16 protein-coding genes and 1 pseudogene are annotated in these 16,137 nt (G+C 62.3%); 11 read left to right on the top strand and 6 right to left on the bottom strand.

Annotation, left to right across the window (positions count from 1 at the left end):
• Window positions 1-157: 157 nt before the first annotated feature.
• Together ACCO56_RS00490 and ACCO56_RS00485 are read left to right on the top strand one after the other, a co-directional pair.
• Entirely contained in the window at window positions 158-616 is a 459-nt protein-coding gene (locus ACCO56_RS00490; protein WP_433638269.1) for a carboxymuconolactone decarboxylase family protein, read from the top strand.
• Window positions 613-1,488, top strand: a complete 876-nt coding sequence (locus tag ACCO56_RS00485) for a sigma-70 family RNA polymerase sigma factor (protein WP_433636587.1) — start codon at window positions 613-615, stop codon at window positions 1,486-1,488. The genes ACCO56_RS00490 and ACCO56_RS00485 overlap by 4 nt, the downstream gene beginning before the upstream one ends.
• Here the strand turns inward: ACCO56_RS00485 and ACCO56_RS00480 are convergent.
• Window positions 1,482-2,399 (bottom strand): LysR substrate-binding domain-containing protein, encoded by a 918-nt coding sequence (locus ACCO56_RS00480; RefSeq protein ID WP_433636586.1) that lies wholly within the window; start codon window positions 2,397-2,399, stop codon window positions 1,482-1,484. The two genes, ACCO56_RS00485 and ACCO56_RS00480, sit on opposite strands and share 7 nt — an antisense overlap.
• 109 nt (window positions 2,400-2,508) lie before the next feature.
• On the opposite strand from ACCO56_RS00480, the gene ACCO56_RS00475 reads away from it, so the two are divergent.
• From ACCO56_RS00475 to ACCO56_RS00435, 9 genes and pseudogenes are all read left to right on the top strand, one after another.
• On the top strand, window positions 2,509-3,672 hold the full coding sequence (locus ACCO56_RS00475; RefSeq protein ID WP_433636583.1) for a M24 family metallopeptidase: 1,164 nt from the start codon (window positions 2,509-2,511) through the stop codon (window positions 3,670-3,672).
• Between the two features lie 65 nt (window positions 3,673-3,737).
• Complete coding sequence (locus ACCO56_RS00470) at window positions 3,738-4,511, top strand: ABC transporter permease (RefSeq protein WP_433636581.1); 774 nt, start codon at window positions 3,738-3,740, stop codon at window positions 4,509-4,511.
• 39 nt (window positions 4,512-4,550) lie between these two features.
• Window positions 4,551-5,534 (top strand): ABC transporter substrate-binding protein, encoded by a 984-nt coding sequence (locus ACCO56_RS00465; protein WP_433636579.1) that lies wholly within the window; start codon window positions 4,551-4,553, stop codon window positions 5,532-5,534.
• A gap of 3 nt (window positions 5,535-5,537) precedes the next feature.
• A complete protein-coding gene (locus tag ACCO56_RS00460) occupies window positions 5,538-6,350 on the top strand; it encodes an ABC transporter ATP-binding protein (RefSeq protein ID WP_433636578.1) in 813 nt (270 codons plus the stop codon).
• Window positions 6,347-7,099, top strand: a complete 753-nt coding sequence (locus ACCO56_RS00455; RefSeq protein WP_433636576.1) for a maleate cis-trans isomerase family protein — start codon at window positions 6,347-6,349, stop codon at window positions 7,097-7,099. The genes ACCO56_RS00460 and ACCO56_RS00455 overlap by 4 nt, the downstream gene beginning before the upstream one ends.
• A gap of 32 nt (window positions 7,100-7,131) precedes the next feature.
• Window positions 7,132-7,983, top strand: a complete 852-nt coding sequence (locus tag ACCO56_RS00450) for a sulfite exporter TauE/SafE family protein (RefSeq protein WP_433636575.1) — start codon at window positions 7,132-7,134, stop codon at window positions 7,981-7,983.
• A gap of 40 nt (window positions 7,984-8,023) precedes the next feature.
• Window positions 8,024-9,823, top strand: coding sequence for a gamma-glutamyltransferase family protein (locus tag ACCO56_RS00445; protein WP_433636574.1), 1,800 nt, complete (start codon window positions 8,024-8,026; stop codon window positions 9,821-9,823).
• A gap of 158 nt (window positions 9,824-9,981) precedes the next feature.
• Complete coding sequence (locus tag ACCO56_RS00440; protein ID WP_433636573.1) at window positions 9,982-11,559, top strand: ABC-F family ATP-binding cassette domain-containing protein; 1,578 nt, start codon at window positions 9,982-9,984, stop codon at window positions 11,557-11,559.
• 78 nt (window positions 11,560-11,637) lie between these two features.
• Window positions 11,638-11,838 (top strand): annotated as a pseudogene (locus ACCO56_RS00435) (PIN domain-containing protein); the annotation flags it as partial.
• A gap of 21 nt (window positions 11,839-11,859) precedes the next feature.
• On the opposite strand, the gene ACCO56_RS00430 reads toward ACCO56_RS00435, so the two are convergent.
• The 5 genes from ACCO56_RS00430 to ACCO56_RS00410 are packed head-to-tail and all read right to left on the bottom strand — an operon-like array spanning window position 11,860 to window position 16,113.
• Window positions 11,860-12,306 (bottom strand): type II 3-dehydroquinate dehydratase, encoded by a 447-nt coding sequence (locus tag ACCO56_RS00430; protein ID WP_433636571.1) that lies wholly within the window; start codon window positions 12,304-12,306, stop codon window positions 11,860-11,862.
• A 15-nt stretch (window positions 12,307-12,321) separates the two neighbouring features.
• Window positions 12,322-13,623 carry a TRAP transporter large permease gene (locus ACCO56_RS00425; protein WP_433636569.1) on the bottom strand — a complete coding sequence of 434 codons (1,302 nt, stop codon included), beginning with the start codon at window positions 13,621-13,623 and terminating at the stop codon, window positions 12,322-12,324.
• Window positions 13,620-14,153, bottom strand: a complete 534-nt coding sequence (locus ACCO56_RS00420; protein WP_433636568.1) for a TRAP transporter small permease — start codon at window positions 14,151-14,153, stop codon at window positions 13,620-13,622. Before ACCO56_RS00420 ends, ACCO56_RS00425 begins: the two co-directional genes overlap by 4 nt.
• A 55-nt stretch (window positions 14,154-14,208) precedes the next feature.
• Window positions 14,209-15,195: a TRAP transporter substrate-binding protein DctP gene (gene dctP / locus ACCO56_RS00415; protein WP_433636566.1), complete on the bottom strand. Its 987-nt coding sequence runs from the start codon at window positions 15,193-15,195 to the stop codon at window positions 14,209-14,211.
• 15 nt (window positions 15,196-15,210) lie between these two features.
• Window positions 15,211-16,113, bottom strand: coding sequence for a shikimate dehydrogenase (locus ACCO56_RS00410; RefSeq protein WP_433638267.1), 903 nt, complete (start codon window positions 16,111-16,113; stop codon window positions 15,211-15,213).
• Window positions 16,114-16,137 lie beyond the last annotated feature (24 nt).

Raw genomic sequence — 16,137 nt, 5'->3', positions numbered from 1 at the left:
ATGCCTTTTCATACAAGGCGAAATTCCATCTTGGGACGAAGTTCGGACAAATCACGCCATCGATGCGACAGGAGGACATGAAAAAAGTTGAGACGCATGTCACATCGGGCGGGGGCCATCTCGTCTTGTCCTTGCAATCCCAATGAAGGAGATGATCATGGTCCCGAGATTGAATCCGTTCGCCGCCGCCCCTGCTCCGATGCAATCCTGGATGGACTTCGGCAAGACGATCCTGCAAAGCGGTCTGGAAGAAAGCCTAATGGAGCTCGTGAAGATCCGCGCCTCCCAGATCAACGGCTGCGCCTTCTGCCTCCACATGCACACCGCCGAGGCCAGAAAGAAAGGTGAGACCGAAGAACGCCTCTACCTGCTCGACGCGTGGCGGGAATCGCCACTCTACGGCCCGCGCGAACGTGCGGCCCTCGGCTGGACAGAGGCATTGACCCTGGTGTCCGAGACACGTGCACCCGACGACGCCTATGCTGAGGTGAAGGAACAGTTCAGCGATGAGGAACAAGTGACGCTTACCCTGCTCATCGTGGCGATCAATGGCTGGAACCGGGTCCAGGTCGGGTTCCGCGGTGTTCATCCCGTCGAAAAGAGGCAAGCTGCATGATGCCGACGCCGAGCCAGGACCCAGCGGCAGCCTTCGATCCGCTGCGTCCCCGCTTGAGCCGCATCGCCTATAGGATGCTGGGTTCGGTCGCGGATGCGGAAGATGTCGTGCAGGAAGCGTTCCTGCGCTGGCTCGGCACGGACCGCGATGCGGTGCGGGCACCCGAAGCGTTCCTGCGCCGTGTGGTGATGCGCCTCTGTCTCGATCAGTTGAAATCGGCGCGGCGCCGACGTGAGACCTATGTCGGCCCATGGCTTCCGGAGCCGGTCATCGAGGCCGACGACGAGGGCATGGATGACGACGTCACTCTGCCGCTGATGATGGCGCTGGAGCGGCTCTCGCCGCTGGAGAGGGCAGCCTTCCTTCTCCACGACGTCTTCGGCGTAGGCTTCGAAGAAGTCGCGGAGACGATCGGGCGCGAGCCGGCAGCATGCCGCCAACTCGCCAGTAGGGCGAGAACCCATATCCGGGCGGCACGGCCGCGCTTTCATGTCCCGAAGGAGCATGGCCTGCAGATCGCGGCAGCCTTCTTCGCGGCCTCACGCGGCGGTGACATGCAGCAGCTGCGATCGCTCTTGGCGACGGACGTGATCGTCTATGCCGATGGCGGCGGCAAGGCTTCGGCGGCAACGGAGCCGGTCACGGGCTTCGACAATGTCATCGAGCTCCACGTCTTCTTGTCTCGTGTCTTTGCCAAAAGCATGTCCAGGATCCAGCGCTATGCGTTCATTGATGGGCTGCCCGGCTTCGTCACGATCGAGCCGGGCGATGTCGTCCAGACGACGGCGTTGCAAATCGAGGACGGCAAGATCGCGGCGATCTATGTCGTGCGCAATCCCGACAAGCTGCGTCACATCGGTTCGGTTCACTGAACGGCCGGCTCGGCGGAGCTCGGGTTCAACTCGCCGGCCAGATAGGCACGCAGTTCCCGCGCGAACGAGCGCGCCAGGCCGGAGGCCGGCCAATGCTCGGGCCACACGAGATTGAGGTTGAACGACAGCGACGGCCGAAAAGGCCGAAGCTGTTCCACGCCGCCAGGAATGCGCGAAGCGGTCAGGCGATCGACGATCGAAATGCCGACGCCGCGCATCACCAGTTCCATCGCCACGGATGTCCAGAACACTTGGACGCGGCGGCGCGTATAGACCTTCTCCTGCTCGAGCAGAGCCTCCAGCCAGAACTGGGTGCGGTCGAGATGGTCGTAGGTGATGAGATCGCGACCTTGCAGATCGCCGATCTCGATGATGTCGTGGCTTTCCAGCGGATCGCCCGGCGGCAGCGCGCAGAACAGCTCCAGATCGACGAGCGGCTCGATCAGGATGCCTGGTGGTTTGGAGAAACAGAAGCAGACGCCGAGATCGACCTGGCGAGCCGAAACCCATTCCACGATCCGAGCCGAGCTGCGCGTTTGCAGCGCGACGGAAACCGAAGGCCGCTCGCGCATGAAATTCGCCATGATTTCCGGCATAGCCGTCAGCGACAGCAGCGGAAGGCAGGCGACGGTCAGGTGCCCGTGCCTCTCTCCCCCCAGATCCTTCATGAACTGCTCGAGCTGCGACAAGCCAAGAAACAGACGCTCGACCTGATCGTAGAGGGCGGTGCCCTCCGGGGTGGGCACCAGACGGCCACCATTGCGCACAAAGAGCGCAAGGTTCAGCCGTCGCTCCAATTGGGCAATGTATTTGCTTGCGGCAGGCTGCGAGATCATCAGCCGCTGCGCCGCCCGTGATACCGAACCTTCCATCATCACGGCCCGGAAGATCTCGATTTCCCGAATGTTCAAGAGGCCCCTCCTATATCCAATAGGTTATACTGCACCAAAGAATTGGTATTTGGAAGTTATGGGGTGCGGCGCTAATGGTGCACGCAAAAACCGCCATTGGGAGCTTTTCGTGGCCGATCAATATGCGCGCATGCAACTGGCATTTCCGTCCAGTGTCTATCGAGCAAACCTCGCCCTTATCCAGGCCGACATGCGCGAGCGTGGCTTGGCGGCGACGGCGCTGTTCGACCCGGAAAGCATCTATTGGCTCACCGGCTACCGCTCTATCGGCTATTTCACCTTCCAATGCGTCGTGGTGCTCCCTGATGGCGGCCCCATCATGGTCTCGCGCCAGGTCAACCATGCGGTCGCGCTCGGCAACGACAATATCGCGGAGTTCGTGGCGATCGACGACACCAGCGATCCGATCGACATTCTTTCGGGTCTACTGCGCACGAGGGTCCGGGGCAACGCGGCGATCGGGCTGGAGACGGCTTCCACCTATCTCAGCGTGCAATCCTACAAGAGCCTGGAACGAGCGATGCCGGGCCGGTTCGTCGACTGGGGTGGCGTCATCGAGAAAGCGCGCACAATCAAGACGCCGGAGCAACTTGCGTTCATGCGACAGGCCGCCAGAGCGGCGGTCGCCGGTCTCGATGCCGCGGTGAAAGCGGTCCGTCCCGGCTGTACGGAGAACGATCTCGCCGCGGCAATGCTCCACGGTGCGACGGCGGCAGGCAGCGAATATACGCGCGTTCCACTGGTCGCTACTGGCCAAGCGACAGGCGTATGCTTCACGACTTGGGAACGGCGCGAAGTGAAACGCGGCGACGTGGTCTTCCTCGAAGCCGCCGCCAACATCAATCGCTATCACGCAATGATCGCCCGCAATTGCATTGTCGGTCCCGCCACGGCAGAGCACAAGCACTACGCGCAAGTGGTGATCGACGCGCTTAACAGCGCGATCGACACGATCCGCCCGGGTGTGACGTCGGGCGCGGTCGATTTGGCCTGCCGGAGCGTCTTCGAGAAAGCAGGGCTAGGACAATATTTCGATCACCGCACCGCTTATGGCATCGGGATCGGCTTCCCACCGAACTGGGCGGAGGGGCGTTTTCTGGCGCTCAAGCCGAACGACCCGACCCAGTTGCAGCCGGGCATGACGTTCCATCTCGTACCGTCGATCTTCATGCCGCAATTCTGCTTCATGACAAGCGAGAGCGTCGCGGTGACCGAGGACGGCTGCGAGGTCCTCACGGAATATCCACGCGAACTCATCGAGATCGACATCTGATCATCCGGGGCGACAGCTACACCGTCGCCCGCAAGGCGACGCAGGCATAAAGAGCAGGATGCGACATGCGAGCAAACTGGATCTATCCATCGGCGGCAATTCTCTGTGTGATTGCCTTGTGGCAGCTCTCCATTTCGCTTTTCGCGATCCCGGCCTATCTGCTGCCGCCGCCGCTTGCCGTGCTGGAACGGCTGGGCGCCGACTTCGGTTTTCTCATCCATCATTCCTGGATTACGACGCTGGAGACGCTTGGCGGCTTCCTGCTGAGCATCGTGATCGGCATCCCGCTAGGGATCCTGCTCGTCTGGTCGCGCACGCTCGAGCGCGCCATCATGCCTTTGCTCGTCGTGTCGCAGGCCTTTCCAAAGGTCGCGATCGCGCCGCTGATCATCATCTGGTTCGGTCTCGGCCTCTTTCCAAAGGTGCTGATCGCCTTTTCCGTGGCTTTCTTTCCGATCGTGGTCAGCACCATCGCCGGCATGCGCTCGGTGGATTCAGACCTCAACGATCTTGCTCGGTCCATGCAATCTTCAGCCCTCAAGACTTTCCTCAAGATCAGATTGCCGTTCGCCATGCCGCAGATCTTCTCCGGTCTGAAAGTGGCCATCGCCTTCGCCACGGTAGGCGCCGTCGTCGGTGAATGGGTGGGAGCGGAAAGCGGGCTCGGCTACCTGCTCCTGTCGGCCAACGCCAATCTCGACACGACGCTGCTCTTCGCCGTGCTCATGGCGCTGATGGTGATCGGGCTGGTGCTCTATTACGCCGTAGAGATCGCCGAAAGACTGATGATCCCGTGGCATATCAGCGTGCGTAGCGACGAAGCGCTTGCCTCACGCTGACCACGGATCGTTCTTAACAAAACCAGAAAAGAGGGAACCATGAAACTTCGCATTCTCACGATCGCCGCGGCCATGGCCGCTTCCGTCGCCGCGAGTGCCTCCGCAATCGCGCAGGAAAAGCTGGGCCTGAGGCTCGACTACAGCATCTACGGCACACACGCTCCGTTCTATCTCGGCATCGACAAGGGCTTCTACAAAGAGGAAGGCATCGACCTTCAGATCGGCGAAGGCAGCGGTTCCAGCAATACGGCCAAGCTTGTGGCCCAGGGAACGGACCCGATCGGCTTCATGGATTACGGCACCATGGTGAAAGGCATCTCAGCCGGGATGCCGCTCAAGGGAATTTTCGCCGTCCATCAGCGTTCGCCCATGGTCATCATCAGCCATGCCGATGCCCCCATCAAATCGCCGGGGGAACTTGAAGGCAAGGTGCTCGGCATGAGCCAATCCGAGTCCACGGCCCAGATGTTCCCGGTGCTCGCAGCCATTGGCGGTGCCGACGCCTCCAAGATCAACGTCATCTCGCCTGCGGTCGGAGCCAAGACGGCACTCTTCCTGCAGAAGCGGGCAGACGCCATCACTGGCGTCACCTATTTCCATGTCCCGCCGCTCGAGGCTCAAGGCGCCAAGCTCAGCTATTTCTACTATGCCGATTTCGGGGTCACTGCGCTGGAGGGTGGCGTGGCCGCGAACACTGAATGGCTCGAGGCCAATCCCGATCTTGCCCGCCGCTTCATAACGGCCACGCGCAAGGCCTTCGAGATCGCGAAGGCCGAACCGGCCACCGCCGTCGACGCGCTGATCAAGCTACGGCCGGAACAGGCCCGCAACCGCGACCTGCTCGTGCGTCAGCTCGAGCTGTCGATGGAAGCGACCTCCACCGCCAACACGCAAGGCATGCCCTTCGGCAAGATGTCGGAAAAGGACTGGCAGGCCATGGTCGACCAGTTCGTCCAGTCCGAGCAGATGAGCGAGCCGATCGCGCTCGACAAGCTTTATACGAACGAGTTCATTTCCGAGTAAGCCATGTCGAGCGCCGACACCGCCTCCGCCAAATCCAAGGACCGACGGCAAGGCCGTCCGAAGAACGCCATCGACATCGAAGGGGTCACCCAGCGCTTCGGATCGTTCCAGGCCCTCGACACGGTCGATCTCGTCATTCCGGACGGACAGTTCCTGTCGGTGCTCGGTCCCTCCGGTTGCGGCAAGAGCACGTTGATGCGCGCCGTCGCCGGGCTGGTTCCGCCTACCACGGGTACTGTGAGGATTGCTGGAGAGATCGTCGAGAGGCCGCACCCCGATGTCGGCATCGTCTTCCAGAAGGCGACGCTGCTGCCCTGGCGCAGCGTCGTCGACAACATCGCTCTCCAGCTCGAGATGCGTGGCAAGGCGATCGACGGCTACAGGGGACGGCTAAAGGAACTGATCGAGCTGACCGGTCTCGTCGGCTTCGAAAAGGCCCTGCCGCACCAGCTCTCAGGCGGCATGCAGCAGCGTGTCGCCCTCTGCCGCGCGCTGATCCACGATCCGCAGATCCTGTTGATGGACGAGCCCTTCGGCGCACTCGACGCCATGACCCGCGAGACGATGAACCTCGAGCTTCAGCGGGTTTGGCTGGAAAGCCGCAAGACGGTGATGTTCATCACCCATTCGATTTCGGAGGCCGTGTTCCTCTCCGACCGAATCGTCGTGATGAGCAAACGACCCGGGCGCGTGGCCACAATGATCGACGTCGACCTGCCGCGTCCACGCGACTATTCGATGGTGGGCGATCCCGCCTTCGTGGAAGCCACGACCAGCATCCGGCAATGCTTCGATGCCGTCGGCATGACGGAATGACGGCGCTGCCTTTCGACGCACGGTTCGGCGACGGGCCCTATCCACGGGCCCGCATCGGCTTCATCTGCGTCGCCAATGCCGGACTGACGGAAGGCGACATGTTCGCCATGCGTCCGCAAGGCGTGGGGCTGAGCTTCACCCGGGTGCGCATGCATCCGGATTGCACGATCGCCAGCCTGTCCGGCATGGAGGACGATCTCGACGAAGCGATCGGGACGCTGTTCCCCGGCCGCACCGACCTCGATGTCCTCTGTTACAATTGCACTGCCGGGAGCTTCGTCATCGGGGAAGACAAGATTGCCGCTAAAATGAAGTCGGCACGGTCGGGCACAAGGGCGACCACGCTGCTGTCCGGGGTCAGCGCGGCCCTGCGCGCCATCGGCGCCAAGCGCATCGCTATGGCAACGGCCTATACCGCCGACATCAACGCCCTGGAGGCCGGGCATTTCGCCGCCATTGGTTTCGACGTCGTGAACGTGGCGGGGCTGGAGCTGCTCACGGATGCCGACATGAACCGTGTTTCGCCCCACTACCTTGCCGAGTTCGCGAAATCAGTCGATCGTTCCGAAGCCGAGGCACTCTTCATCAGCTGCGGCGCACTTCGTTCTACGGAGATCATAGAGCGTCTGGAGAGCGAACTCGGCAAGCCGGTGATCGGCAGCAACCAGGCGAGCATGTGGAATTGCCTTCGTCTGGCGGGTATCAAGGACCGCATGGACGGATTCGGGCGCCTGCTGCGCGAATACTGAGACCTGGACTCTTCGATCGGACGGCTCTCGACATGTTTGGCATTCCTCTTTTCGATCTCGCCTGGCTGACATCGGCACTGCTTGTCGCCGGCGGGCTGACGGGCCTCCTAGCAGGCGTCTTCGGTGTCGGCGGCGGAGCGCTTGCCGTGCCAGTGCTTTATGAGCTCTTCACCTACCTGGACGTGCCCGAAGAAGTGAGGATGCCGCTTTGCGTCGGCACGTCGCTGGCAGTCATCATTCCAACCTCGATCCGCTCGTTTCGGGCTCACCGTGCCAAAGGCGCGGTCGACATGTCGATCCTGAAGGTATGGGCCGTGCCGGTGGTGATCGGCGTCGCTGCCGGCAGCCTGATTGCGCGTTATGCGCCGGCGGAACTGTTCAAGGCCGTTTTCGTGGCTGTCGCAGGCGTTTCGGCATTGCGGCTCCTGCTCGGCAAGGACAGCTGGAACTTCGGCACCACCATGCCCGGCCGCGCCCTTATGATCTTCTACGGCTGGATCATCGGGATCCTCTCGGCATTGATGGGCATCGGCGGCGGCCAGCTCTCCAGCCTGTTCATGACTTTCTACGGTCGCCCGATACACCAGGCGGTCGCGACGTCGTCGGGGCTGGGCATTCTGATCTCCATCCCTGGGGCATTGGGCTACATCTATGCCGGCTGGCCACGCGCCGCCGAGTTTCCGGACGTTTCGGCCCTTCAGCCACCGCTGGCACTCGGCTACGTTTCGCTTCTCGGCCTCGTCGCCTTCATTCCGACCAGCACGCTCGCCGCGCCACTCGGCGCAAAGCTCGCCCACACGCTGTCGAAGCGTCAGCTCGAGATCGCTTTCGGCATCTTCCTGCTTTTCGTCTGCGTGCGCTTCCTGATCGACCTCCTCGACTGAGCTCGATCGCAGGGGAACGAGACTTTCCTGCCGAAAGGACATGACCTTGTTTACGACACGCCCCGAGATCCTCGGCACATTTGGAGTGGTGACCTCTACCCACTGGCTGGCCACAGCGGCCGGTATGCGCATGCTCGAGCTCGGCGGCAACGCATTCGACGCTGCCGTGGCTTCCGGCTTCGTCCTTCAGGTCGTCGAGCCCCATCTCGTCGGCCCCGGCGGCGAAGTGCCGATCGTTTTCCATTCCGCCGACACGGGTAAGACCGAAGTCTTGTGCGGACAGGGAACGGCACCAGCCGGCGCGACCATCGCGCACTATCGCGCCGAGGGGCTCGAGATGATCCCAGGCAACGGGCTTCTTGCGACGGTCATTCCCGGAGCGTTCGACGCCTGGATGTTGCTCCTGCGCGACCATGGCACGATGGAGCTTTCCGAAGTCCTGGCACCGGCGATCGACTATGCGGAAAACGGTCATCCGCTTCTCCCGCGTGTTGCCGACACCATCACGGGTCTTGCCGGCTTCTTCGCCAAGGAATGGCCGACCTCCGCCGCTCTCTTCCTCCCCGGCGGGGTGGCGCCGTCGGCCGACAAGCTTTTCCGCAACCCACAGCTTGCCGCGACCTGGAAGCGCATCATCCGTGAAGCCGAATCCGGCGGAAGCCGAGAAGCAAGAATCGACAAGGCGCGCGACTGTTTCTACCGGGGCTTCGTCGCCGAGGCGATCGACCGGTTCGTTCGGGGAACCGAAGTGATGGACGAATCCGGACGACGTCACCGTGGCGTCATTACCGGCCAAGACATGGCCGGCTGGTCGGCTTCTTACGATACTCCCCAGACCTACGATTATCACGGTTATCGGGTCCACAAGATCCGCCCCTGGGGGCAAGGCCCGGTCTTCCTGCAGACGCTGGCGCTTCTGAAGGGGATCGACATCGGCGCCATGGGGCCGGCGAGCGCCGAATTCGTCCATACGCTTACCGAGGCGATGAAGCTCGCCTTCGCGGATCGGGAAATCTATTACGGGGATCCGGCCTTCGTCGACGTGCCGATCGACGCCCTACTGTCCGACACTTACAACGACGAACGCCGGCAGCTCATCGGCGACAAGGCCTCGCTGGAGCTGCGCCCGGGAGCCATTCCAGGCTACGAGGATCAGCTCCGCCGCATGATGCAGGCGCTCTCCCGCCTCTCCAAGACCGCCGATCCGGATGCCGCCTCCACCGAGCCGACGCTCGCCGACATGCGCTCGGCACGGCGGGGCGATACCGTCCATGTCGATGCGATCGACCGGCATGGCAACATGGTCGCGGCGATGCCGTCGGGAGGATGGCTGCAATCCTCTCCGGTCATTCCGGAACTCGGTTTCATGTTGAACAGCCGCGCCCAGATGTACTGGCTGGAGCCGGATCTGCCGGCGAGTCTCGCGCCCGGAAAGCTTCCGCGCACCACGCTCACGCCCACCCTCGTGCATAAGGACGGGCGGCCTTACATGGTGTTCGGCTCGCCGGGCGGGGACCAGCAGGAGCAATGGCAGTTGCAGCTTTTTCTGCGTCATGTCCATCACGGTCTCAACCTTCAGCAGGCGATCGATACGCCGATGTCGCACACCGCTCATTTCCCGAACTCCTTCTATCCACGGCAGCAGAAGCCCGGCCACCTGGCCGTCGAGGAGAGCTTCGGGGACGACGTCATCTCCGATCTACAGGCTCGTGGGCACCGGCTGGAGGTGGCGCCGCGGTGGACGATCGGGCGGCTTGTCGCCGCAAGCCGCGACGCGGACGGGCTGCTCCATGCAGCGGCAACACCGCGGCTGATGCAGGCCTACGCGGCGGGACGATGATCGATCAACGATCGGTCTCCGCGGCGCTCGGAGTCTCTTGAACCGCCGCCCCTTCCGGCCTATGTGGTGGCGACCTGCAACTTCGATGGGACCGGCAGCAATGGATTTCCACCTTTCAGCAACGCCAATTCGCCTTGCCTGGAAGGAAATCCGTTCACATGCCTGCCACCATCACTCTCTCGGACATTGCCTGGGCCACGCCTGACGGCCGGGCTCTCTTCCCCAACCTCGATCTGAGCTTCGACGGCGTCCGCACCGGACTGGTGGGGCGAAACGGCGTTGGCAAGACCACGCTGCTCAAACTAATCTCGGGTGACCTGCTGCCTCGGGCAGGCAAGGTGACGGTCAGCGGGACTCTGGGCGTTCTGCGCCAGTCTGTGCGGGTCGCGCCCGGACAGACAGTCTCCCATCTCCTCGGCACGAGGGAAGCGCTGTCCGTATTGCGACGGGCGGAAGCCGGAGAGGCAGGCATTGACGAGCTCGCTGCCGCCGATTGGACCCTCGAAACGCGCATTGCGGCGGCCCTTGCCGCTGTCGACCTGGACGTGTCGCCGGAAACGCCGTTGGACGCGCTCTCTGGCGGGCAACGGACGCGCGCGGCGCTTGCCGCCCTCGTTCTGAAACGGCCGGATTTCATTCTCCTGGACGAACCCACCAACAATCTCGATCGAGACGGGCGCAACGCGGTGATCGAACTGCTCCGGAACTGGCGCAACGGGGCCGTGGTCGTCAGCCACGATCGCGAACTGCTCGACACGATGGACGCCATCGTCGAGCTGACTTCGCTCGGGGCGACCCGCTACGGCGGCAACTGGAGTCGTTATCGCGAACGAAAGACGACCGAACTGGCGGCGGCGCGGGATGATCTTGTCCATGCGGAGCAGCGGGTCGAGGAAATCGAGCGCCGCGCACAGACCACTGCCGAGCGCAAGGCGCGCCGGGATGCCGCCGGCCGGCGCAAACGAGCCAAGGGAGACATGCCGCGCATTCTCCTGAACGGCCTGAAGAACAGGAGCGAAAATACGGCCGGCGGGAATGCGCGATTGGCGGAAGACCGCCGCGAAAAGGCTCTCGACGACCTGGCTTCGGCTCGCGAGCGCATCGAAGTCCTTCAGCCCTTCTCAATTGTCCTTCCGTCGACTGGCCTGCCACCCGGCAAGACTGTCCTGAGGCTCCACGCAATCCGTGCCGGCTACCAGCCCGACCGGCCGATCATCCGCGACCTGTCCCTGATCATAACCGGTCCGGAGCGCCTGGCCGTGACAGGGCCGAACGGGTCGGGCAAGACGACCCTTCTCGAACTCATCGCGGGCCGGATTAGCCCTTGGTCGGGCAGCGTCAAGATCACGACGGACTTCGCGATGCTCGATCAGCAGGTGTCGCTGCTCGATCCCCGGCTTTCGATCCGGGACAATTTCCTGCGCATCAATCCCGGGCAGAGCGAAAACGCCTGCCGCGCGACGCTCGCCCGTTTCATGTTCCGGGCCGACGCCGCCCTGCAGACCGTCTCCAGCCTGAGCGGCGGACAGATGTTGCGGGCGGGCCTCGCATGCGTCCTAGGGGGCAAGAAGCCTCCGCCGCTTCTGATCCTCGACGAGCCGACCAACCATCTCGATATCGATTCCATCGAGACGGTGGAAGCGGGCCTGCGCGCTTATGACGGCGCGCTGCTTGTCGTCAGCCACGATGAGACTTTTCTGGACGCGATCGAAGTTTCGCGCAAGATCGAGATGTAGCCTGTGCCGGGATGCCCCCTAAAGCCTCGGCTTCCTGACGGTGAGATCCAGATACGGCTACGATCTGCTGGCGACCCCCCCGTTATACCGTTCGAGCAGGCGGCAGATAGCCATTATGGCGACATCTGCGCCACGCTTGAAACGGCAGGACAGACGATAGGCATGAACGACCTGTTGATAGCCGCTCACGCCCGCGCCCTGAATGCAACGATCGTCACCGCAAACTACGGAGAGTTTCGCCGCATCGATCGTCTTCGGATCGAAAACTGGCTGGAGTAGCCAGATTGATCTGGCCAGAACTCAAGCTGGCTCCATTTGCTCGTCAATCATATCCCTTAGCGCCCGCACCGCGACACCATACCCGCGCGGGCCGAGACCGGCGATCACTGCCGTCGCCACCTTGGAAACCAACGACTTGTGATAGATCTCCTCGCGCCGATGGATGTTGGAGATGTGCAGTTCGACGATCGGCCCCGGAAACATCTTCAGCGCGTCGAGGATGGCGATCGAGGTGAAGGAAAACCCGGCCGGATTGATGACGATGCCGGCGCCCTCGTCGATCGCGTCGTGGACCCAGTGCACGATCTCGCCCTCGAAATTCGACTGATGGAATCTCAGCGGCCGCTCGCCGGCTGCTTCCAGGCACATAGCCTCGATCTCGGTGAGCGTCGTCTTGCCGTAGATCGTGGGCTCGCGCGTGCCCAGCCTATTGAGATTGGGACCATTGATTACGAAGATCGGTTTCATCGACTTGTCTCCTAGTCATCCCTGATAGCCCAGAAGACGCGGCAGCCAGAGCACGAGAGCGGGAAAGAAAGTGATCAGCGCAAGCGACCCGATCATCGCCCAAAGAAAGGGCAGGACGTCGCGAACGAGATCTCTGAGCGGCACTTCGGCGATGCGCGTCATGATAAAGAGCAGCAGCCCATAAGGCGGCGTGACCAGGCCGAGCATGATGTTCACCACGACCATCACACCGAAATGGACCATATCTATTCCCAGCGACTGGGCGGTCGGGATCAATACCGGAACGACCACGAGAAGGATCGTCGTTCCCTCGAGCACGCAGCCCAGGACAAGCAGCAGCACGTTGACGAGGATGAGGAAACCTGTCGGTGAGAGATCCCAGCTCGTGAAGAGAACGCTGAGGGAGTGCGGTATGTTCTCCACCGTCACGACATAGTTGAAGACGAGCGCGCCGGCGATCAGCATGCCGATCGAGGCCGTGGTGCGCGCGCTGGCCAGCACCGAGCGATAGAAGTCCGAGAAGCCGACGCTGCGATAGAGCACGACCGAGATGAAAAGGGCGTAAGCCGCGGCCACCGCGGCCGCTTCGGTCGGCGTCGTGACGCCGCTGTAGATGCCGCCTAGAAGCACGACCGGCATCATCAGGGATGGAAACGCTTGCAAGGTAACGCGTGGCAGCTTTCTGAGCGGCGTCGGCGGCTCGACAGGGAAGTTCCTGCGGCGCGCGTCGATGGCGACGATGACCATCTGGGACAGCGCCATGAGCAGCCCTGGAATGACGCCCCCGAGGAAGAGGTATCCGATCGAGGCGTCCGATACGAGCGCGTAGAGCACCATCGGGATGGAGGGTGGTATAATCGGGCCGATGACGGCGGTAACGGCTGTGAGCGCCGCGGCATAGCTCGGCGGGTACTTGCCGTCCTTGGTCATCATCTGCTGCATCATCTTGCCGGTTCCGGCCGCATCGGCGATGGCCGAACCGGACATGCCGGCAAAGATGATCGACTGCAGTATGTTGACATGCGCCAGGCCGCCTCTGAATCGGCCGACGAAAGCATTGCAGAAGGCCATGAGGCGGTCGGTCATCGAGCCGATATTCATCAGCTCCGCGGCAAGGATGAACAGCGGAACGGCAAGGATGATGTAGTTGGTGTACATACCGTTCAGGAACTGCTCGGCGGCGGTTCCCATGTCGAGGCCCGCCAGCAGCAGGTAGAGGATCGACCCCGCGATCATGGCGTGCCCGATCGGCAGGCCGAGGAAAGCGAGCGCCGTGATCCCGACGATCGAGATCGAAAAGGGGCTTGCGAGATTCATACGCCCGAACCCGCCTTCGTCGGATCGAATTCCTGAGGCGCACGGCCGAACATTGCCGACCAGCCCAGCCAGAGATAACGAATGATGACAGCGACAACGAAGACGAGATAGATCGAGAACAGCCAGTCGAAACGGATCTTCAGATAGGCTGTGCTCTCGACCTTCATGAAGGTGACGTAGTCGAAAGTCGCCGGGAAGGAGATGGCGTAAAGGATGATCAGGGCAGAAGCCGCGGTCAGGAACATAACCCGCCGCGCGCGCGGCCCGACCGATGCGTAGATCAGGTCGAACCTGATCTCCTCCTCTTCGCGGAGGACGAAGGCAGCGCCCCAGAGCACAAGCCAGATCCACAGGACGACGCTCAACTCATTGGTCCAACCGATCGGGAAATTCAGTAGATATCGGAACACGATCTGCAGGATGAAGGCAGCGAACATCACTGCGAGCATTGCGGCGAGGACATTTTCCGCGCGGCGATAAAGCCAGCCGCCAGTTCGGCGAAGAGTCGAGGGCACGGCGTCCGCTTCCATTCTCTGTCCAAAATAGAAAACCCGGCGAGCTGAAACCCGCCGGGGGCTTGGTCCACTACAGCGCGTTGATCTTGTCGACCCAGCCGGCCGGCCAGTCCTTGGCCAGGTCGGAAGCCAGGTATTTTTCCTGCGCGAATTTGCGGAACGCGGCAATGTCGGGTTCGTAGAGCTTCAGCCCCTTGCTCTTGAAAAGTTCCACGAGCTCCTTTTCGCGCGCGAGATGCTTCTCGGTGCTGAAGTCGATCGCCGTATCCGCCGCTGCCTGGAACTTCTTCTGCTTCTCCTCCCCTATTTCGTCCCACACCTTCTTCGAAACGACGAGCAGGTCGAAGCCGACGAGATGCGAGGTCAGGACGATCTGCGACATCACCTCGTAGAACTTCATGTTCTCGACATTGGGTAGCGGATTGTCCTGGCCGTCGATCGCGCCGGTCTGCAGGCCGGTATAGACCTCTGCATATGCCATGGGCGTGGGATTGGCCCCCAGGGCAGTACCCAGGAACTGCCAGGCATCGCCGCCCGGCATGCGCAGCTTGATGCCCGCCATGTCAGCCGGCGTCTTGATCTCCTTGTCCGGCTTCAGGCCGACCTGGCGCGCGCCGAAATAGGTCGGGCCGAGAATGCGTACGCCGAGCTGGTCCTCGGCCATCTTCTTCAGTTCAGCTCCCATGTCGCTCGCGAAGAACGCCTTCAGATGTGCCGCGTCGCGGAAGAGATAGGCAGATGTCACGATGGACCATGCGGGGATCTGCTTGGAGATATCCTGCGGGGCGATGTTGCCCATCTCCAGATTGCCGCGCTGGAGCGCGACGAGTTCGGTGCCCTGCTTGAAGAGGTTGCCGCCATAGTATCCCTCGAAGACGAAGTCGTCCTTTATGGCATCGGCGAACTTCTTCATCATCTCGGCGCGGATGTCCTGCTCCGAAAACACGGCCGAGAAGCGCAGCTTCGGCTTGTCCTGAGCGAAGGCTGGAACTGCCGCGGCGACGGCCACCATAGCCGTGCCGACCAAAAACTGCCGGCGGGTTGTCCTAAGGTTCATGTCACTTCCTCCCTGTTATCTGTTGCTACGTTCAACAGCGCCCATGTCATCGAAACTGGCGAAGGCCCGCTTCATGCGGTCCACATCTGGCGAAATACCGGTGAACAGTTCGAACGCGCGAGCAGCCTGATAGACGGCCATGCCCTCGCCGCCGAGAGTACGACTGCCGCGCCGCCGCGCCTCCCGGAGAAGCTCGGTTTCGAGTGGAAAATAGACGATGTCGGCAACCCAGCTTTCCGCCCGCAGCAACTCCGGATCGAGCGGGATGCCGGGCAGCTTGGCCATGCCGACCGGTGTCGCGTTGACGATGCCGTCGACTCTCGCCGCTGCTTCACCCATGTCCGTTGCGATCGTCACCCGATCGGCGCCGAAGCGCGAGGCGAGACGTTGGGCAAGGGCGGCTGCTTTCGTGAGGTCGACATCATGAAGAGCCAGATACCCTGTGCCGCTGTCGAGCAATGCATGCGCGACCGCGGCCCCCGCCCCGCCCGCCCCAAGAAGCAGCACGTTTTCACGGGGCGCGCCTGCCATGTCTCGCCGGAAACTTTCGCGGAAGCCCCACATGTCGGTATTGTGGCCGATACGCCGGCCTTCGCGCAGCACGACCGTGTTGACCGAGCCGAGCGCTTCGGCCGCTTCCGACAAGCCGTCCAGGAGAGGAATGATCTCCTGCTTGTAGGGAAAGGTGACGTTCAGCCCATCGAAGCCGAGATGCTCCGCGAAGGCGAGGATTTCGGCAAGTCGCGGCGGGGCAGCCCCCATGCGATCCGTGTCGAGCAGACGATAAATGTAGGAGAGGCCCCGGGCGCGGCCTTCAGCTTCGTGCATGGCCGGCGTCCGGGACAACTGAATGCCGCGCCCGACGAGCCCTACCAGAATCTGATAGGGGCCGGATCGCACATCACAATCTTCCGCCATCGTGGCGATGGGCGATGACACCAG

It is taken from the genome of Mesorhizobium sp. 1B3, assembly GCF_050958605.1.
Classification (GTDB): Bacteria; Pseudomonadota; Alphaproteobacteria; order Rhizobiales; family Rhizobiaceae.
Note: the sequence above shows the minus strand (reverse complement) of the source record. Positions and strands in the feature narration are given on the sequence as shown.